Source organism: Paraburkholderia sp. J12 (assembly GCF_905220215.1).
GTDB lineage: Bacteria > Pseudomonadota > Gammaproteobacteria > Burkholderiales > Burkholderiaceae > Paraburkholderia.
Map to the genome: position 1 here is coordinate 375402 of NZ_CAJMZC010000004.1, position 19288 is coordinate 394689.

The following is a 19288-nucleotide window of genomic DNA, read 5'->3' on the forward strand; positions in this document are numbered from 1 at the left end:
AGCGCATCGACTGTTGGGCTTATTGGTCGCCGGTTACCTGCTGCGAGCCGACTCGCATCGATGCCGGCGGCTCCGGCAGCGCAATATCGGCATGCGTGTCCACGAGCTGGCCCCCGTCTTCGATGCCGACCAGCATGATCTGCGCGAGGGCAACGTGCGGCAACAGGACTGAGAGGCTGAAGGCGAGCAGGGCGAGTTTGCGTCTCATGGCGAGGGCGTTCCGCTGAGGGTATCGTCATAGATATCAATTACTCTCTTGGCAAGGGAAAGCGAGCCGGATGATTCGCTCCGGGTACGCGGCGTGCGGTCAGGCCGCAAGGGTCGGCATTCACCCAGCAAACCAGGAGAGTCAAATGGATCAGAGCAGGGAAGACCGCATCAGGGAGCGCGCGTATCGCCTCTGGCAGGACGACGGCTCGCCCGAGGGCCGTGCAGATGAATACTGGGGCCGCGCCGAGGCGCAGATCGACGCCGAGAGCGGCCCGGACGAACCGGAACTGGCCTCCGCACAATCCGACAAGCATCGCTCGGCCGGTGTGCCGCTGGACGAGGGCGACGATGTCCCCGCCACGGAGACGGCGAGAGAGCGCCGGCGTCGATGAGCGTCAAGTGCATCGCCGCGAATGCGCAGAACCTGAAAAGCAAAGCACAAAAAACCGTTTGTCTTCGCGAAAGTGACCGGTTTTAATGGGCGTTTTGCTTTCAGAGAATCGGCATGGCTGATGTCATTTCTCCCCGCAGCAGCTATGTCGCTTCGAAACGCACGCGCGGTGATGTTCCGAAAGCCGTGCTGTACAGGTGGATTTCCTGGGCCGTCCCAGCCGTCGTCCTGGTGCTCTGGGAAGCGGCGGCACGCGCCGGCCTGATTACCCCGCAGGTGCTTCCCGCACCGAGCAGCGTGATCGAGACCGCGTGGAATCTGGCCAGGACCGGCGATTTGTTCGTACACCTTGGCGTTTCGCTCCTCCGGGCGGCCGCTGGCTTCGTCATCGGCGGAACGATCGGGCTCGTGCTGGGCGTCGCGGTGGGGTTCTCGCCGCTCGCGCAGGCACTCGTCGACCGGCCCATCCAGATGGTGCGCGCCGTTCCTTTTCTGGCCATGCTGCCGCTCGTCATCGTCTGGTTCGGCGTGGGCGAAGCGGCAAAGATCTTTCTGGTCGCGCTCGCGGTCCTGTTTCCCATCTATATCAATACCGTGCTCGGTATTCGCCAGATCGATCCGAAGCTGACGGAGCTCGCCCGGGTGATCGGCATGAGCTGGCCCGCGACGGTGAGGCGCATCGTCTTGCCCGGCGCCATGCCGTCGATTCTCACGGGCGTGCGTTACGCCCTCGCGCATGCGTGGCTCGCACTGGTGATCGCCGAAACGCTGGCTACCACCAAAGGGATCGGGTTTCTTGCGATGGATGCCCGCGAATTCCTCCAGACCAACGTTATCGTGCTGACGATCGTCATCTACGCGATCATCGGCGTGGTGGCGGACGCACTGGTGCGCCTGCTGGAGACGCGCCTGTTGTCGTGGCACGCCAACTATGCCAAAGGAGCACAACGGTGAGCGCGACGATTGCCCTGCAGCCGGGTTCGGATCTCGACCACGCGCCACGCAGCGCGGATCGTCACGGTGCGCCAGGGCTCGCTGTGTCGGTGCGCGGCCTGCGCCGCCGTTATGGCGAGCGTGTCGTCATCGATGCCCTGGACCTCGACATACACAAAGGCGAATTCGTCGCGCTGCTGGGCGAGAGCGGCTGCGGAAAGACCACCTTGCTGCGCGCGCTGGCCGGGCTCGATCAACCCGATGCGGGCGAGATCCTCGCACCCGCGCGGCCTTCCGTGGTCTTTCAGGAGCATCGGCTGCTGCCGTGGGCGACGCTGTGGGAGAACGTCGCGCTGGGTTATGAAACCCGCGTGGGCCGTGCGGGCGCGTCGGGCGCGCTCGCCGAAGTGGGGCTCGCCGGCCGCGAGGACGACTGGCCCCGCAATCTCTCGGGCGGCCAGGCACAGCGCGTGGCCCTCGCGCGGGCGCTCGTCCGCGATCCCGCGCTCTTGCTGCTCGACGAACCCTTCGCGGCACTCGATGCGCTCACACGCATCAAGATGCATGGCCTCGTGCGCGAACTCGTGGCGCGCCATCAGCCGGGCGTGCTGATCGTCACGCACGACGTGGACGAAGCGCTCACGCTGGCCGACCGGATTCTCGTCATGCGCGCCGGGCGCATTGCCGCCGCCTTCGAACCGAAGAAGCACGCACCGCAAGCGCTGCGGCTCACCCTGCTCGAGGAACTGGGCGTTCAGTCGCACTGACTGCCTTTCTGCACTATCCCAAGGACTGCATAAGAATGAACGAATCTTCGCTGACCCGCCGCCGGCTGTTGCGCGCGGCGGGCGGTCTGCTTGCCGGCATCGCCGCAGGCAGCCTGCTTCCCGCGCGCGCTGCCGAGCCGCGCAAGCTCATCCGCAATACCGATACCGTGCGGGTAGGCTGGGGCTACGGCGCCCTGCCGGACATCGCCAAACAACGCGGCGTATTCGAGAAAACGCTTGCTGCGAAGAACATCAAGGTGGAATGGGTCGGACCGTTTCCGAATCATGCGCCGTCCCTCCAGGCCGTGGTGGGCGGCAGCGCCGATTTCGGCTTCTGGGGATCGACGACACCGGCCCTTGCCGCCATGCTGGCCGGCTCGCCGCTCGTCTTCACCGGGTTCGACATCTACTCGCCGCGCTCGACGGCGATCATCGTGAAGAAGTCGAGCGGCATCAATTCGGTTGCCGATCTGGTGGGCCGCAAGGTGGCCGTCAACCGCTCCGGGCTGGGCGAGTTCCTGCTCATCGCGGCGCTGGAAAAGCACCACATCGATCGCGACAAGGTCCAGTTCGTCTATCTGAATCCGCCCGACGCGGCGCCGGCCTTTGCGCAGGGCGTGGTCGATGCCTGGTCGATGTGGTCGCCCGCCGTGGACATCGCGCGTTTCTCGAACAATGCGAAGGACATCTTCAACGAAGGGCGCGACCTCGACTTCCTGATCGACTACAGCTCGCTCGTGACACGCCGGAAATTCACGGAAGACAACTCCGAACTGGTGCGGGCGGTGCTCGACGCCTATTACGCCGACGGCGCCTGGCAGTCGTCGCATCCCGCCGAATCGGAACTGCTGGTGCAGAAGGAAGCGCACTATCCGGACGAGGTGCGCGACTACCTGACCAGCCTCAAGCGCGTCAACCAGTTCCACGAACCCGACGACGCGGCGTTCATGGCGCAATTCCAGCGCGCCGCGGACTGGCTCGCACAACGCAAGATCATCAACGCGCGGATCAACGTTGCCGACTATAGCGTGAAGGTTTGAGGAGGTCGGCGATGACTGCGCAATACTCGCCCTTGTCTTCGGCGCTCGGTTTTTCGGGGAGACTCGAAGCGATCGCTTCGACGGCGGCCGAGCGCGAACTGACCGGACGGTTGCCGTACGACGAGATCGCACAACTGAAGGCGCAGGGGTTCGGCGCGCTGCGTCTCGCCGCCGATGCGGGCGGCCGTGGTGTGTCGTTGACGGAACTGTTCACCGTGGCCCGCGACGTGGCCACGGCCGACTCGAACATCGCCCATGCCTTTCGCAACCATCTGTGGCAGGTCGAAGCGGCGCTCAGGCACCGCGAACATCCTTTTCATGCGCACGTCCTGGCATTGACGGCACGGCACAAGACGATCGGCCTGAGCTTTGCGAAAAGCGACGCGGTGGCGGCCGGCGCGCGACCCGGCAAGGTGCTGAGCCGGCTCGAATGGGACGAGGCAGGGCGGACCTACGTTGGCTCCGGCGAAAAGGTCTATGCGACGGGCAACCTCTATAACGATGCGTTCGTCGGCGTCGCCGTCGAAAGCCGGGAAGAGCGGACCGTGCAATATCTGTTCGAGCGCAGCGACGGCGTGGGCAACGAAGACGACTGGCAGGGATTCGGCCAGCGAGCCACCGGCTCGGGGACGGCGAAGTTTCGCGGCGTGAAGGTGAGCGCGGCCAACGTGTATCCGCTCGATGTCCCGCGATCCGGCGAAGCTGCCCCGTGGCGCTACACGTTTCACCAGGTCTATCTGACCAACTGCATTGCCGGCATCGTGCGGCGCGTGGCGATCGACGCCGTGGAGGTGCTGCGCACGCGCGGGCGCAACTTCTATCACGGCGTGGCCGAACATCCCGCAGACGAGCCCGCGCTGCAATCGCTGCTGGGCCGTATCCGGGCATATGCCGCGAGCGTGGAGGCCACTGCGGACCGTGCCATTGGCGCCTTGCAGCGCGCCTCCGATCGCTACGGCAGCGCCGAAGAGTACGAGAGCACGCTTGCGGCGACGCTCGCGGCAGCCGAGGCGAAGGTCGTGATCGACGACCTCGCGCCTCAGATCGCGAACTGGCTGATCGACCTCGGCTCGGGCTCGGTGGTCTCGCGCGCGCGTGCGCTGGACCGGCACTGGCGCAACATCAAGGTCATCGCCTCGCACAATCCACGGCTCTACAAGGAAAGCCTGCTGGGCCAGAATCTGCTGAACGGGCAGCTTCCGCCCACCGGGGCGTTTTTCTGAGCGCGCGTTTCAAGCCGCCAGCAGGCGGCGAACGCGCGGCACGACTTCTTCGGCAAAACGGCGCATATCGGCTTCGAAAGGCTGGAACTGCAGCATGAAGAGTTCGATGCCGCTGCGGTGAAACGCAGCGATGCGCTGTGCCACTGTGTCATAGTCGCCCACCAGACCGGCCGCCGTGCCGCCGTTCGATCCCACGCGCGGCGATTGCGCGAAGGTCTGGATCATCACCACGTTGGGGTCGATGTTGAGCTTCTGCCTCTCGCGCAGCGGCTTGTCGAGTTCGGCGAGTGCAAAGAGATGCGCCAGATGGGCTTCGGCCTGCGCCTGCGTCTCGCGTGCGATCACGAACGCGGATAGGCCGAAACGCAAGGGCTCTTGTCCGGCAGGGCGTGCCCGGGCAGAAACATCCGCGATCAGGCTTGCAACGTCGTCGTGCGGTTGCCCGTTGATGAACCAGACATCGCCGTGCGCGGCAACGAGCGCGCGCGCCGGTTCCGACTCGCCGCCCACATAGATGCGCGGACGCGCGCGAAACGGGTCCGCGGGCCGCAGCTGATAGCCTTCGAGGTGAAAGTTGTCGCCGTCGTGATCGACGGCCTGGCCGCGCAGCAGCGCATCGACCACCTCGATCCATTCGCGGCCATAGGCGTAGCGCGCGTCGTGCTCGGGAAAGCCAATGCCCGCGCGTTCCAGCTCGGGGCGATTCCATGCATTCACGAGATTGATCGCGAAGCGGCCCCCGCTGATGTGCTCGATCTGCTGCGCCATCTTCGCGAGCACGACCGGATGATAGAGGTAAGGCTTGATGGCGGCGATGATCTCGATGCGCGAAGTCAGCGCGGCGAGTGCCGCCGAGGCCGTCCATGCTTCGAGCTGGTCCAGCGCGGGATCGTGCGGATTGATCGTATGTTGCGCGACGAGCACCGAATCGTAGCCTAGTCGCTCGGCTTCGAGCACCAGCGACTTGTTCCGCGCCCACGAGGCGTCATACGGTTCTTCGGGGTCCTGAAGGGCTGCGCGACTGCCGTGCACGAGTGCCCAAACGCCGAAGCGCGGAAAGGTGGCTGCCATTGCGTCGATACTGGGGAGGAGACGAGGGTGCTCATGCTAACGCCGCGCGAGACCCTGCTTTCCAATTTCTCGTCATATGGAAATTCCCGTGCGTGGTATCTACGCCGGCGTTCCTCAGTTTTCCTGCCTGATTGACGCCAGGTATACGATGGATACCATGGAAAACCCCGGAACCATGAGGCTCAGTCCAATGACCCGGCAGCCGGGTTGAATCCGGCCGGACTGGCCAGATCGCGCAAAAGCATGTCCGGCAATGCGAAGCAACGGGGCGTCGCCTCGCGTCAATCTCGCTGAATCAATCGCGCCGAATCAATCGTGCGGCCAGTCCACCGGGGAGCCCGGGCGCACGACGTCGAGGTGCGGCAGCAGTGTCACGCTCTCCTGCTCGTTCGGATCGGTGCGCGCGATCACGGCCACGCAGTTCTCGGTCTCGCTCGCGTTGTAGGGCAGATGCGGCATGTTCGCGGGAATGTAAAGAAACTCTCCCGCGCGCACCGCCAGGTGCTGCGCGAGGCCTTCGCCGTACCACATGCCCGAGCTGCCGCTGAGGATGTAGATCGCGGTCTCGTGCGTCGCGTGCTTGTGGGCGACAGCGCTGGCGCGCGGCGGAATCGTCGCGAGCTGCAGGTGGATACCCTGCGCTCCACAGGTCGCAGCCGAGACGCCGACCTCGTAGAGCAGTTCCTGTTTGCCGGCGTAGCGGTCGCCCGGCCGGACCACGCGGCAGGTCGGAGCGTCGGCGGACGGGGAATCGACTTCCATGCGTTATCTCCTTGGGTAAGGTGACGGGCGTCGCACGTGTGCCTGCGCTGGCGCGCGCCCACTGGCGATAACGTCTGCAAGCGCCGAATATTCCATGACTGCCGCCATCGCGAACGAGCGTTCGCGGGACATCGAGAGTTCAAGTCAGTGTTTGCCCGCTGGAACGTGCCGGGCGTGGCGGCGAGGCGGCGACGGTAGGCGCGGAGTCCGCCCGGGCAAAAGCTTCAATCCGCGCTTGCGCCACCCGCGAAGCGCCGATAAACGAGCCGCGCCACGCTATCGAGCAGGAACCCCAGCGCGCCGATCACCAGAACGACCGCCATCAGTTCGGAGTAGGCCAGCCGGTCGCGCGTATCGAGAATCAGATAGCCGAGCCCCGAACTCACGCCCAGCATCTCCGCCGGCACGAGCACGATCCACAGCACGCCGACGGCCAGCCGCACGCCGGTCAGCACGTGCGCGGCAATGCCCGGCACGTACACATGCCAGAGCATTTCGAGGCGCGTGGCCGCAAGACTCTCGCCCAGTTGCACCCAGCGCCGGTCGATCTGCTGCACACCGGCCGCGGTGCTCATCACGACCGGCCATACGGCCGCGAAGGCCAGCAGGAAGTACACGGGCCGGTCGCCGATGCCGAGCGCCATCACCGCCACCGGCATCCAGGAAAGCGGCGAGATCATGCGCAGGAATTGCAGTGCGGGAGAGAGCGCCGTTTCGACGGCTTTGACGCGGCCGATCGCGAAGCCGAGCGGCACGCCCACCAGCAGCGCGCAGGCGAGCCCCACGCCGATCCGGCGCAGGCTGGCCGCGACATGGACGAAGAGCCCGTCTTCGGTGACGAGCGTGGGCAGCGTGGCCACCGCGGCAAGCGGCGAAAACTGGGCCGCCAGCGCGTTGTGGCGCGCGAGCAGCGCCACGCCGAGCCACCAGAGTGCGACAACGGCCGCGAGTCCGCCTGCGCCGAGCACGACGCGCCCGAGCCAGCCGCGCGTGCCGGCGGTGCGGCCGGACGGCGTGACGGTCTCGCGCTGCGTTTGTGTGGACGGCGAGGGCCGGGCAGGTACGCTAGACAACGATCGTCTCCGTGCGGGCGTAGCTTTCGGAGAGGCCGAAGGTCTTCATCCCTCCGGCCGCCTCGATGCTCTTCTTGACGAAGCGGTCGTCCACGAGGTCGCGCGCGACGAACGCCGGATCGAGGGCATCGAGAAAGCGTGCATTGCCCTCCACCTGGGTGGTCTTGAGGCGCTGGACAAGTGCTTCGGTGTACTCAGGATAGGGGTAGGGCTGGAAGTCGATGCGCTTTTCGTGCCAGTCGGCATGAAGGATCGCGCGGTCGCCCAGGTAGCGCGCTTCGTCGGAGGGCGGCGGCGCCAGCACACGGCCGAGCAGCGCTGCCGCATGCGGCGTGTAGTGGTTCTCGCCGCTCTTCGAAAGCAGTTGCGCGGTTTCCTGCGGGTGCGCGCGCGTCCAGGCCTGCGCTTTCACGATTGCATCGACCACCTTCTGCGACCACGCGGGCCGCTCGTTCAGATCCTGCTCGTGCATGAACACGACGCAGCAGGCGTGATTGCGCCACACGTCGCCGGTGAATCGCAGCACCTTGCCCACGTTCAGCGCTTCGGCCGCGGCGTTGAACGGTTCCGCGACGATATAACCCGCGATCTGCTTCGACGCGAGCGCGGGCGGCATGTCGGCGGGCGCCATCACGACGAGGTGGACCTCGTTCGGCTTCAGCGCGCTGTCTTTCTTGAGCACTGGCGCGAGGCCCTGCGCGCGCAGCATGTCCTGCACGACGACGTTGTGAATCGAATACCAGAACGGCACGGCGACGGACTTGCCGCCCAGGTCGGCCAGCGTGCCGATCTCGGGGGCGACGGTCAGCGCCGATCCGTTTACGTGGTTCCACGCCACGATTTTCGCCGGCGCCTGGCTGCCGTAGCGCGCCCAGATCGTCATCGGCGAAAGCAGGTGCACGACGTTCACCTGGCCCGAGAGAAAGGCCTCCACCACCTGGGCCCAGCTACGCAGCAGCGTTGGTTTTTCGACGGCGAGGCCTGCTTCCTGGAAGTAGCCGTTGTTGTGGGCAACGAGCAGCGGCGTGGCGTCGGTGATCGGCAGATAGCCGATGCGAACCGGCGCATCGGGTTCGCTCGCGGCGCGCGCCGTGCGTGCGCCAAGGAGCGGCGCGGCGCCCGCGAGGGTGAAGAGCGAGGCGAGCTTGAGCCATTCGCGGCGCGTCATCGGAAGCTGGCACATGCGGTGGGGGTTCCGGTTGTTATGAGGGAGTCGGGGCAGTCACGCGCAGGCGGTGGTGGTGGGCGCGCGCGCCATCGACGCATGCAGCGCTTCCACGAGCAGCACGCGCAGCCGGCCGAGTGTTTCGATCTGCGCTTCGCGCGGTGCGCTTACGTTCACCGCGAGCTGCATCGCCAGACGGCCGTCGCGGCCGAGCAGCACGATGCGGTCGGAGACCAGCAACGCCTCGTCGATGTCGTGCGTGACCAGCAGCGTGGCGGCGCGGGTGTCGCGCACGATGCCCACGAGCAGGCGCTGCATGTCGGCGCGCGTCACTTCGTCGAGCGCGCCGAACGGCTCGTCGAGCAGGAGCGTGCGCGGCGCGCGCGCGAGGCAGCGTGCCAGCGCCACGCGCTGCGCCATGCCGCCGGACAGTTGACGCGGTGCGAGTCCGCCCGCGTGCGCGAGACCCACTGCCGCCAGCGCCTGAGCCACGCGGCGCGCGCGCTCGCTGCGCGCCAGCCTCGGCTGACGCGTAAAACCGAGGCCGAACGCGACGTTGCGCTCGACGGAGAGCCAGGGCAGCAGACACGGATCCTGGAACGCAAGCGCGATGTCGGGGCGCGGGCCGGCGAGCGGCGTGCCTTCCACCGTCACCGTGCCGGCATCGGGTTTCTGCAGGCCGGCGACGATGCGCAGCAGCGTGGACTTGCCCGAGCCGCTCGCGCCGAGGATCGAGACCAGCTCGCCGGGCGCAACGTCCAGATCGACGCCGTCGAGCACCGTGCGCTCGCCATAACGCAGGGCGAGCCCGCGCAACGCGACGTGCGGGGCGCTCATGCGGCGTTGCTGCGCCGGTGTGCGGCGAGCTGGTTTTTCAATTGCACGAGGCTTGGTGTGACGATGGGCACGAAGGCCGCTTCGCGTGCCCGGCGCGCCACGCCGCTGTTTGCCTCGGCGCCGCTCGTGCGCAGGTAGCCGCGTCCGCCGCAGGCCTGCACTTCGAGCTGGACGGCGTCCGCCACCACCTCGGCCAGCCCGATGCGCACCTCGAACGACGCCGCGGGGGCCGCGACGAACGCGCCGCTCGTCATGCCGTCGTAGAGGCGCCGGGTCAGCACGTCGAGCCGCTGGGCGGCGGATGTCGCGTCGTCTTCGAGCGCGGCACGCACGGCGGGGCTGCTCGCGCGCACGGCTTCGAGGGCGCGGCGCGCGAGCCCGATCGACATGCCGCATTGCAGGCCGAGAAAAGCGGGCCGCGCGCGCACGAGGAAGGCGCGGGCATCGGCGGCAATCAGCCAGCCGTCGTCGAGCACGACGTTTTCCAGCTCGAGCGCTGCCGTATTGCTCGCACGCAGCGCGATCAGGTCGAGATCGTCGCTGCGCCGAACGCCGGGTGCGTCGTGAGGCACCGCGAAGATCGCAGGCGGCGCACCGTCACTGCGATCGAATGCCGCCGCGACCACGAAGCCTTCGCGTCGCAGGTTCGTGATCCACGGGAGCGCACCGTTCAGTGCGAAGCGCGTGGGCGTGCCGTCGAGCGGCCGCGCGTTCATCTGCAGCGGCTCGATGGCCGAGAGGTACTTCATCGCGTTCGAGAGTCCCGTCGCGCCCGCGTGCTCGCCGGCCAGCAGCGGCGGCAGCCAGCGCGTGCGCAACGCCTCGTTCTCGCTTTGCAGCAGGTACTCGATGAAGGCGCGCTGGCCCCAGAACACGAACGCGGCGGCGAGCGAATGGCGGGCGACGGCGGCGATGGACTCGACGGCGTCCACCGTCGTGCCGCCCGCTCCGCCGAGCGCGGCGGGCACGCCTACGCGCAGGAGGCCCGCGCGGCCGAGTTGCGGCAGCACCGCGGCGGCGGGCTGCGGGGAGGTGTCGATGGCTTCCGCGTTCTCGTCGAGCCATACGGCGAATCCGGCCTCGGGCGCGATTGCCGGCGCGCCCGTCGTCGCGGCGTTCATGCGGCGCGCGCGCCGGCTTCCCAGCGCCACGGCGCCAGTTGCGGATTCAGCTCGTTCTGCGCGAGGTTGTTGGCGAAGTTGCACAGCGTGGCGAGGCTCACGCCCAGCACGACTTCCAGCGCATTCGCCTCGCTGAAGCCGGCTTCGCGGAAAGCGGCAAGCGCGGCGTCGGACACGGCGCCGCGCGTCGCGATCACCTCGCGCGTGAACACGGCCACGGCGTTCAGGCGTGCGTCCGGCACCGTGTGCTGCTCGCGGATCGCTTCGACGAGCGGCTCTTCGAGTTGCGCTTTCTTGAGCGCGACGGCCGTATGGCCGGCGACGCAGAAACCGCAGCCGTGGATGGCCGCCGCCGTGATCTGCACCGTTTCGCGCTCGGCGAGCGTGAGGCCGCTGCGGCCGTTGATTTCGCCGACGGTCAGATAGGTTTCGAGTGCGGTGGGGGCGTTGGCCAGCGACGCGACGAGGTTCGGCAGGAAGCCATTCGCGGCCTGCGAACGTTCGAGGTAGGGGCGGCTCGCGGCGGGGGCACTCTCGGGGGTATGCAGCGGTAGACGGCTCATGGGGTTCTCACATCCTCGCGGGATCACGAAAGGGACACCCCGATTGTGGGTGAAGACCGGAAACGGAACAATGCGGCGGCGTCCGCGAATTCTGCGGATTTGTCTCGCGCGGACCGGTGCCTATAGCGCTGTGGTGACGCCCGTCGCGTGGCGGGCGGCGTGGTGCCTCGCGCGATCGTCCCCGTCGTGGCCCGCTTCGCGTGCGCGGCGCCAGGCGCCCGGCTGCACGCCGGTCACGCGCTTGAACGCCTGCGCGAATGCGGACTCGGACTGGTAGCCCACGCGGTCGGCGGCATCGGGCAGGGTGGCGCCCGAGCGCAGCATGGCCGCGGCCAGTTTCATGCGCACGAGGGTCACGAACTGCGCGGGCGGCTGCCCCGAAAGTTCGACGAACTGTTTGCAAAAGCGCGAACGCGACATGTGGACGAAGTCGGCCATCCGTTCGGTCGTCCAGCGGTCCGCGGGCGTTTCGATGATGGCGGCGACGAGCGGTGCGAACTCGGGGCGGCGCAACAAGGACCAGAACGAGGGCGCGAGGTCTTCGGGCTGGTCGAGCGCGCGCAGGGCATAGACGAACAACAGGCCGGTGAGACGCGCAATCATCGGCGACGGCGCGTGCGTGTCGCGCCGCGCTTCGGCAAGGATCAGGTCGAACAGCGTGCGCGCCGCGCCTTGCGCCGGATGATCGTGCCGCGCGACGACGTGGTCGGGCAACAGGCCCAGCAGCAGGCCGTCGAGCGCGGAGCGAAATTCGAAGAAGCCGCACGCGAGACCGACGCCCTCGGCCGGATCGCCGGCATCGAGCGGGACCATCGCGCCCACGCGCGCGCTTTCGTGGCCGGGCGCGGGCGGTTGCGGGTCGGGCGACAGGCAGTGCGGCAGGTCGGCGAGCAGGAACACCGCGTCGCCCGCGGAAAGCGCCACGCTGCGCGCGGGGCTCCCGGCCTGCGCGGGCAGATGAAGCCAGCACCGGCCCTGCAGGACGACGTGAAAGCTTGCACGCTGATGGCCGGACGTGGAGGCTTGCCACGTTCCGCAGTACCGGCCGACGTGAAACGTGGTGCTCTTCAGTTCGAGGCTGTCGAGCAGCCAGTCGGCAACCTTATCGACGTGGGACGGCATGAGTGGACCAGGACGGATGACAGGTGTGGCGAGCTTCTTACCTTAATCGGTGGCTCGCGCGACGCAAGCAATTTATCGTTGGATGCTTATACGTGTTCACGTATAAGGTGCGCCTTGGCGAACGGGTTTGCGCCTGCGCGCGAGATTTGAATAGCTGAACAAATTGGTTCGCTCCACCCCGCGCCGCGCTCGACAATGGCCGACGGCAGTCCGGCGTGCCGCGCCGGCCCACGAAGGATATCGGACCATGACCACACTGAACGAATACCTCACGCACAAGCGCGCCGCCTGGCTCGCGAAGAAGGAAGCCGCTCGCGCGAACCCCGACCTCAAGGCCACGCCGCTCAAGGCGAACGTGCGGGCGCTCGGCCGCAGCGGCGTGCGCGAAATCCGCATTCGCGACTTTCAGGTGATCAGCGACAGTCCGCCCGACTTCGCCGGCTACAACCTGGGGCCGGCTTCGCCCGAATTGCAGCTGGGCGTGCTGGGCAGCTGCCTCACGCACATCACGTTGATTCAGGCGGCGGAGCGCGGGCTCGCCATCGATGCGATCGAAGTTGAAGTGACCGGCGAGCAGCACCCGCTCGCGCAGCAGCCGGGCTTCGAGCACATTCCGATTTTCCCGCACAATATTCGCTATACGCTCGATATTGTTTCGCCGGAGTCGCCGGAGACGATCCGCGCGCTGCACGAAGCCGTCGAGGCCGTGTGTCCGATCTTCAACCTGCTCAAAGAGCCGCAGACCGTCGAGGGCGAGTTGCGCCATACTGTGCCCGAAACGCGCGACGACGTGGCCGCGGTCACGGCGGCTTGATCTGCGGAACCGGCCGTCGAGCGATAACACAAGAACCGGAGAAGTCTTGCCCATGAATCCCATCGACCGCCGGCGCACGCGGGCCAATCCGGCGCGGCCGCGCGCCCTTTATGTCGCCGCGGCGCTGATCGCGCTTACGGTTGCCGGCTGCACTGCGCCGACGCAGTCGGCGCCGCAGGTCTCGTCCGCGGCCGCAGCTTCGCTCGATGCCGCGATCGACGGTCCGCAGCGCAGCCAGCCGGCGAGGGCGCGCGATGTCTATCGTCATCCGGAACAAACCCTGCAATTCTTCGATCTCGCGCCCACTCAAACGGTGCTGGAGATCGCGCCGGGCGGCGGCTGGTACACGGATATTCTTGCGCCCTGGCTGCACGACTCGGGCCACCTGTACGAAGCCGAGTATCTCGGCCCGACCGGTGCGCCCGATGCCGAAGAGCGCGCGACCGACATTGCCTATCGCCACAAACTCGCCGCTGCGCCGGCCATTTACGGCAACGTCGTGGTCGGCACGTTGCAGGCGGGCACGTTCTCGGGCTTCGATGCGGACGGGCGCTTCGATCACGTGCTTACGTTCCGCAATATCCACAACTGGATCAAGGACGGCCAGCTCGATGCGAATCTGCGCGCGTTCTATCGGGCACTGAAGCCTGGCGGCGAGCTTGGCGTGGAGGAGCATCGCGCCTCGCCGGGCACGTCCTTGCAGCAAATGATCGATACGGGTTACGTGACCGAGGCCTTCGTGATCGAACATGCGCAGGCGGCGGGCTTCGTGCTCGCCGGGCGCAGCGAGATCAACGCGAATCCCCGCGATACGAAAGATTATCCGCATGGCGTCTGGTCGCTGCCGCCGACCTATGCCGGCGGCGACGCCGACCGGGCACGCTATGCCGCGATCGGCGAATCGGATCGCATGACCCTGAAGTTCGTGAAGCGCTGAGCGCCCGGTCGGGATTGCCCGCGGCCTGCACGAAGCTGCGACGCTGCGCAAGCCCGGCGCACTGGAGGACGCGTAGGCGGGGACGGGCGCTTCAGGTCGCCCCAGGTGCAAGACAGGCGCCGGTCGATGAGCCCATGCGGCTGAGCTTGCCGCTACGCCGACTCATTCCCTCTCGTATTTGCGGATTGCCTCCGGGCTGACCGGCGTAAAGAAGTTGACGAGGTTGCCGTCCGGGTCCCGAAACAGCAGCGAGCGATTGCCCCATGGCTGGGTGGTCGGTGTCTGGACGACGTCCTTGAGGCGTGCTTCGAGCTTGCGGTATGTCTCGTCGACATCGTGCACCCGGAATTCGAGAATGAGCGAACGATTGCTTTCCGGTGTCGCCGCGCCTGCACCAAACATCTCCATGGTGCGCTTGCTGCCAATCGCAAGCGTGCAGGTCTCCGTCGATAGTTCGGCGAATTCCTCGGTGTACCAGGTCGCCTGCAGCCCGATGTCTTCATAGAAGCGGACGAGCCGTTTGATGTCGTTGGTGATAATGCGGGCGGAGACGAAGTCCATTCTTGTCCTTGAGTAGTTGAACCAGTAGCCGGGCGGGGCCTTGGCAGCCCGAAACCCGGCGATAGCGTCACCGCCAAAGCGGTAGACACACTTCTGGCATCCTACGAAAGGTCTGCTGCCACCGTGCTGTCAGTAGCGAAGCTCCTTCACGTTCGCCGAACAACAGCACGCTGGCTTGACGTGCACTTCGGTCTGATGCACGCCGAAGCTTGCACCCCTCCGCCTGTTTTTGGGCGGGCGTGACTGATCCCAACGAATCAGGGTTGGCGTTTGCCGCGGCCGCCGGCGGATTTGCCAGCCGGCTTGGGCGAGCCCGCAGCGGGCTTGCTGGCAGGTTGGCTGCGCGGCTTTTGCACGCTGAACGGACTGCCGCTGGACAAGCTCGTGCCTTTACCCGTGGCCACCGCGCGCGGCGCCGCGGGTTTGCCTTTCTTCTCGCCACTTTGCGGCCGCGGTTTTTTGCCGGGCACCGGCGTGCCGCCAGGCGCAGCTTGTGGCACTTTGGGTTTCTTGGGCTTTTTGGGTTTCTTGACGATCTCACCCGTCGCGCTGGTCTGCGGCACGCGGTGTTCGGCTTCAAAACCCGGCTCTTCTTCACGGCGCAGCGTTTGCCGGATCAGCGCTTCAATCGCCGCCAGTTGCGGCGCTTCATCGGCGCACACGAGGGAGACCGCCACGCCGCTGGCGCCCGCGCGGCCGGTGCGGCCAATACGGTGCACATAGTCTTGCGCCACGATCGGCAGATCGACGTTGATCACCAGCGGCAGGTCGTCGATATCGAGTCCGCGCGCCGCCACATCGGTGGCGACCAGCATCTGGACTTCACCCGTCTTGAAGCGCTCCAGCGCACGCAGGCGCGCGGGCTGCGGTTTGTCGCCGTGGATGGTTTCGACCGCGTAGCCCGCCTTGTCCAGCATGGCCGCCAGGTAATCCACGCCGCTGCGGGTCTTGACGAACACCAGCGCGTGCTTCCAGTTGTTTCCGGCCACCAGGTGCATGAAGAGTTCGGGCTTGTTCCTCTTGTCCACCGTCACGACCCACTGCTTGATCTTGCTGGCCGTGGTATTGGGCGGGCTGACGCTGATATTGACCGGGCTGCGCAGAATGCCCGCTGCCATGGCGCGAATATCGTCGGTAAACGTGGCGGAGAACAGCAGGGTCTGGCGCTGCGCGGGCAAGGCGGCAAAAACGGCGTTGAGCTCGCGCGCGAAGCCCAGATCCAGCATGCGGTCGGCTTCGTCCAGCACCAGCGTTTGTACTTGATCGAACTGCACTGCGTTCTGGCGGTTGAGATCCAGCAAGCGGCCTGGCGTCGCAACGAGCACATCCACGCCTTTACGCAACTTCATCATCTGCGGGTTGATGCTCACACCGCCATAGGCGGCGAGAAACCGCAAGTCGAGACCTTTGCCGTAGGCGATGAAGCTCTGCAGCACCTGCTCGGCCAGCTCGCGCGTGGGCACCAGCACCAGAACCCGCGCACGGTTGCTGGATACCGCCGGGCCGTGCTGCACCAGCCGTTGCAGCAGCGGCAGCGCAAAACCCGCCGTCTTGCCCGTGCCGGTCTGCGCCCCAGCCATGACGTCCTTGCCACCGAGCACAGCAGGAATCGCCCTGGCCTGCACCGGAGTAGGTGTCTGGTAGTTGAGGTCCTGCAGATTGCGCAGCAAGGGATCGATCAGGCCGAGCGAGGCAAAAGACATGGGTGTATTCCGGGCCAAAAGTGCAATTCTAGCTGTCCTGTCGACCCGTTGCGGACCTGCGTCGCTTGCGCTTGAGCCGTTGCGGCCCACGTGGACGGCGCGATTCGGATAGGCTTGGCGAAGGTGAGGGCGTTTGCGCAGCACGTCGTCGATGCGCTGGCCGGTGCGGTGCTTCGCCCATGATGAGCCGCATTGGATGGAAACAACGCTCATTCGCGCCCAAACAATGATCGGCCGCCCGCCTCAAACATTCGCCAGTGCATCGGAGCTCGGCTACGACGCCATCACGAATGCGAGCGCACGCGGGAAAGTTGTGGTGGACGTTGCGTGAGGTGGCAGGGCGGCCTTGCTGCTGAGTTGCGTGCCCGGGGTATCGCGCGAGCGAATGGCTGAATCTGGCCCGCTAGCCCTCACGCTTGCATGGCCGCTAACACTGGTTGAACCGCCAGATCGCGCCGGCGTACATCAAAGATCGCGCAGAAACTCGATCAATGCCGCGTTGACGAAATCCGGCGCCTCCTGTTGCAGCCAATGCCCTGCTTGCGGAACGACTCGCGTGGCCGACAGCTTCGGCACGATCTGGGGCATGCCGCCGATAATTTCGTGCATGCCCGGCATAGCCAGACCTGTGTCTCGCTCGCCGACAAGGTACAGGGCGGGAACCTCGACGAGCAGGCCCTCGAAGGCCGACTGCACTTCCCAGTTGCGGTCGAGATTGCGGTAGTAGTTCAATCCGCCGCGAAAGCCGGAAATGCGGAATGCCTGCACAAATTTGTCAAGGTCGGCGGGTGCGAGCCACGCCGGCAACGACGGGGGATCGATCAGCGAGTCGAGGAGTCCACCACTGCGCGGCACAAGTCCAAATGGATTGGGCGTATTCGCGTCGCGGGCCCCAACGTCTCCCGATGCGGAAAAATAGATTTTGCGCAATGTCGTGGCGACGTCTCGCTCAAGTTCGGCTTCGGCCAACCCAGGTTCGGAAAAGTAATGCGTATAGAACCTCGCCTGATCGGTCTGCGGAAAAAGCCGGCTCGGCGCCATCGGCGCGCGGCCCATCATCGGCACCCCGAGCGCAACGACAGCGCGAAAACGGTCGGGCCGAAGCAACGCGGCTTGCCAGGCAATGGTTGCCCCCCAATCGTTTCCGACAACGACTGCGTCGCGTTCTCCGAGAGCGTCAACGAGCGCTACGAGGTCACCGACAACATCTAGTGTCGTGTACTGCCCGATTGCCGCTGGACATTCACTTGATCCGTAGCCGCGCAGATCGGGTGCCATTGCATGGAAGCCGGCGTGCGCAAGTGCCGCCAGCTGATGGCGCCAGGCATGCGAGGTCTCGGGAAAGCCGTGACAAAGCAGCACCAATGGGCCGTCGCCTTGTTCAGCGACGTGCAGGCGAATTCCGTTTGCTTCAATAAAGGTTTGACGGTATGCGGTCATGGTTGCGCAGGCAGAGACGGTTGCACACAAGCAGCGAGAGATAGCGTAACATCAAAAGTTGCGAATTACCACGCTTCCGACCATGCAACGCGACACCCGACTGGCTCGACTTCTGCACGTCCTCATCCACATGCATCTGCGCGGAGGCGCGAGCACCTCGGAGACGATTGCGCTGATGCTGCACACGAACCCCGTCTTTGTTCGCCGAACCATGGCCGCGCTACGCGAATCGGGGTATGTAAAGTCGACGGGGGGGCCAGGCGGAGGCTGGGCGCTCGCCTGTGACCTCAACGATCTTACGGTGAGGGACGTCTACCAGGCCATTGGGCATACCGCGCCGTTTGTGATCGGTCCAGCCGACGACAATCGCACTTGTCCGGTCGAGGCGGCGGTCAATCATCACCTCAACGAGACGTTGGGTTCGGCAGAAAATGCGTTGCTCCAATTACTTGGTGAAAAGCGACTCTCCGAGATCGCGCACGACGTGACGTCGTTAAAGTCGCGCAAAACGATGAAGCGATCTCGCGGAACGACGGAATAGGTCACGATGGAGGCAAGCATCGCGTGCCTGGACGATAGCGATTTGCGGCATGAATGCGTGCAGTTTCCCGCACGCCCGCACGGACCTACCCAGGGCTCAAAGCGGCCGGCCCGTCTACGCCACTCGCAACCCCCACAACACCTCCAGCACGTGCTGCGTAGCACGTTCGACGTACCCCGCACGATGTGCAATACCCAGCCGGCGCCACAACGCCGGACGCAGCGGTCGCATGACAATGCGCGTATCGGGTAGCGGCGTCGTGGCCTCGTGGGGCAACAGCGCCGCGCCGTAACCTGCCGCCACCAGACTCTTGATCGCGTCGTTGTAATTGAGCTGAATGCGCGGCGCGGGGTGGTGCCCGGCGGCCGCGAACCACTCCGCAGTCAGACGCGAGAGACGCGTGGTCGCGTCATTGAGAATGAGCGGCTGCGCAGCGAGCCATTCAGGCGTGACACGCGCCGGGCAGCGCCAATGCGCCGGTACAAAAGCCATCACGGGGTCGCGCCGCCACGGTTTGATGACCAGTCCCGCCACCGGAGGCTGGGGTACGGCGACGAGCCCGACATCGAGCGTCCCGTCCATCAGCCGCGACAGCGTTTCCTGGGAGGTGAGCACGGCAACCTGAAGGTCGATGGCGGGATGATGCTGGCGCAGTACCTCGAGCGCTTGCGGCAACAGGTGCGCGATCGCGCCCGTCGAGGCACCGATCCGCACACGCCCCTCGAGCCCCTGCACCTGGCGCTCGATATCGTCCAGCGCGCGCTCCGCGTCGGCCAGCAACCGGCGGGCGCGCTCCACCAGCACCTCGCCGATCGCCGAGGGCCTGACCTGCCCGCGCTTGCGTGACAGCAGCGGCGCCCCAATGCGCGCCTCGAGCTCGGCAATGTGGAGGCTGACCGTCGGCGGCGCCAGATGCAAGGCACGCGCCGCATCGGCAAACGAGCCGCGGTCGACAATGGCGACCAGGGTGCGCAGGCGGTCCAGGCTGATCTCTCGCATATCGGCGTCCAGATT

The 19288-nt window shown here is 66.2% G+C and carries 21 protein-coding genes; 8 read left to right on the top strand and 13 right to left on the bottom strand.

Annotated features, from left to right (window positions below):
* Positions 1-19 precede the first annotated feature (19 nt).
* A complete protein-coding gene (locus tag U5760_RS12770) occupies positions 20-208 on the bottom strand; it encodes a hypothetical protein (protein ID WP_322012170.1) in 189 nt (62 codons plus the stop codon).
* A 145-nt stretch (positions 209-353) separates the two neighbouring features.
* Here U5760_RS12770 and U5760_RS12775 point away from each other — a divergent pair, with 145 nt between their 5' ends.
* From U5760_RS12775 to U5760_RS12795, 5 genes are all read left to right on the top strand, one after another.
* Positions 354-602, top strand: coding sequence for a DUF2934 domain-containing protein (locus U5760_RS12775; RefSeq protein WP_322012171.1), 249 nt, complete (start codon positions 354-356; stop codon positions 600-602).
* 113 nt (positions 603-715) lie between these two features.
* Entirely contained in the window at positions 716-1555 is an 840-nt protein-coding gene (locus U5760_RS12780; protein WP_322012172.1) for an ABC transporter permease subunit, read from the top strand.
* Positions 1556-1638: 83 nt separating this feature from the next.
* Positions 1639-2301, top strand: coding sequence for an ABC transporter ATP-binding protein (locus U5760_RS12785; RefSeq protein WP_415914098.1), 663 nt, complete (start codon positions 1639-1641; stop codon positions 2299-2301).
* Positions 2302-2336: 35 nt separating this feature from the next.
* Positions 2337-3341 carry an NrtA/SsuA/CpmA family ABC transporter substrate-binding protein gene (locus U5760_RS12790; RefSeq protein WP_322012174.1) on the top strand — a complete coding sequence of 335 codons (1005 nt, stop codon included), beginning with the start codon at positions 2337-2339 and terminating at the stop codon, positions 3339-3341.
* 11 nt (positions 3342-3352) lie between these two features.
* Positions 3353-4564, top strand: coding sequence for an acyl-CoA dehydrogenase family protein (locus U5760_RS12795; protein WP_322012175.1), 1212 nt, complete (start codon positions 3353-3355; stop codon positions 4562-4564).
* Positions 4565-4573: 9 nt separating this feature from the next.
* Here the strand turns inward: U5760_RS12795 and U5760_RS12800 are convergent, their stop codons facing one another.
* The 8 genes from U5760_RS12800 to U5760_RS12835 form a co-directional block, all read right to left on the bottom strand.
* A complete protein-coding gene (locus tag U5760_RS12800; protein WP_322012176.1) occupies positions 4574-5635 on the bottom strand; it encodes an LLM class flavin-dependent oxidoreductase in 1062 nt (353 codons plus the stop codon).
* 309 nt (positions 5636-5944) lie between these two features.
* On the bottom strand, positions 5945-6397 hold the full coding sequence (locus tag U5760_RS12805; protein WP_322012177.1) for a cupin domain-containing protein: 453 nt from the start codon (positions 6395-6397) through the stop codon (positions 5945-5947).
* 224 nt (positions 6398-6621) lie between these two features.
* A complete protein-coding gene (locus U5760_RS12810; protein ID WP_415914090.1) occupies positions 6622-7470 on the bottom strand; it encodes an ABC transporter permease in 849 nt (282 codons plus the stop codon).
* Positions 7463-8653 (bottom strand): ABC transporter substrate-binding protein, encoded by a 1191-nt coding sequence (locus tag U5760_RS12815; RefSeq protein WP_322012179.1) that lies wholly within the window; start codon positions 8651-8653, stop codon positions 7463-7465. Before U5760_RS12815 ends, U5760_RS12810 begins: the two co-directional genes overlap by 8 nt.
* A 39-nt stretch (positions 8654-8692) precedes the next feature.
* Positions 8693-9472, bottom strand: coding sequence for an ABC transporter ATP-binding protein (locus tag U5760_RS12820; RefSeq protein ID WP_322012180.1), 780 nt, complete (start codon positions 9470-9472; stop codon positions 8693-8695).
* Positions 9469-10593 carry an acyl-CoA dehydrogenase family protein gene (locus tag U5760_RS12825; protein ID WP_322012182.1) on the bottom strand — a complete coding sequence of 375 codons (1125 nt, stop codon included), beginning with the start codon at positions 10591-10593 and terminating at the stop codon, positions 9469-9471. Before U5760_RS12825 ends, U5760_RS12820 begins: the two co-directional genes overlap by 4 nt.
* Positions 10590-11156, bottom strand: a complete 567-nt coding sequence (locus U5760_RS12830; protein ID WP_322012183.1) for a carboxymuconolactone decarboxylase family protein — start codon at positions 11154-11156, stop codon at positions 10590-10592. The genes U5760_RS12825 and U5760_RS12830 overlap by 4 nt, the downstream gene beginning before the upstream one ends.
* A gap of 120 nt (positions 11157-11276) precedes the next feature.
* A complete protein-coding gene (locus U5760_RS12835; protein ID WP_322012185.1) occupies positions 11277-12278 on the bottom strand; it encodes an AraC family transcriptional regulator in 1002 nt (333 codons plus the stop codon).
* Positions 12279-12525: 247 nt separating this feature from the next.
* On the opposite strand from U5760_RS12835, the gene U5760_RS12840 reads away from it, so the two are divergent.
* Positions 12526-13092: an OsmC family protein gene (locus U5760_RS12840; protein ID WP_322012186.1), complete on the top strand. Its 567-nt coding sequence runs from the start codon at positions 12526-12528 to the stop codon at positions 13090-13092.
* Positions 13093-13144: 52 nt separating this feature from the next.
* Complete coding sequence (locus U5760_RS12845; protein WP_322012187.1) at positions 13145-14029, top strand: methyltransferase; 885 nt, start codon at positions 13145-13147, stop codon at positions 14027-14029.
* A 162-nt stretch (positions 14030-14191) separates the two neighbouring features.
* Here U5760_RS12845 and U5760_RS12850 read toward each other — a convergent pair whose 3' ends face one another.
* The 3 genes from U5760_RS12850 to U5760_RS12860 all read right to left on the bottom strand — a co-directional run bounded on the left by U5760_RS12850 (position 14192) and on the right by U5760_RS12860 (position 17733).
* A complete protein-coding gene (locus tag U5760_RS12850; RefSeq protein ID WP_322012188.1) occupies positions 14192-14590 on the bottom strand; it encodes a VOC family protein in 399 nt (132 codons plus the stop codon).
* 257 nt (positions 14591-14847) lie between these two features.
* Positions 14848-16293, bottom strand: coding sequence for a DEAD/DEAH box helicase (locus U5760_RS12855; protein ID WP_322012190.1), 1446 nt, complete (start codon positions 16291-16293; stop codon positions 14848-14850).
* Between the two features lie 465 nt (positions 16294-16758).
* On the bottom strand, positions 16759-17733 hold the full coding sequence (locus tag U5760_RS12860) for an alpha/beta hydrolase (protein ID WP_322012191.1): 975 nt from the start codon (positions 17731-17733) through the stop codon (positions 16759-16761).
* A gap of 82 nt (positions 17734-17815) precedes the next feature.
* Here U5760_RS12860 and U5760_RS12865 point away from each other — a divergent pair, with 82 nt between their 5' ends.
* Positions 17816-18274 (top strand): Rrf2 family transcriptional regulator, encoded by a 459-nt coding sequence (locus U5760_RS12865; protein WP_322012192.1) that lies wholly within the window; start codon positions 17816-17818, stop codon positions 18272-18274.
* Between the two features lie 114 nt (positions 18275-18388).
* On the opposite strand, the gene U5760_RS12870 is transcribed toward U5760_RS12865, so the two are convergent.
* On the bottom strand, positions 18389-19273 hold the full coding sequence (locus tag U5760_RS12870; protein ID WP_322012193.1) for a LysR family transcriptional regulator: 885 nt from the start codon (positions 19271-19273) through the stop codon (positions 18389-18391).
* Positions 19274-19288 lie beyond the last annotated feature (15 nt).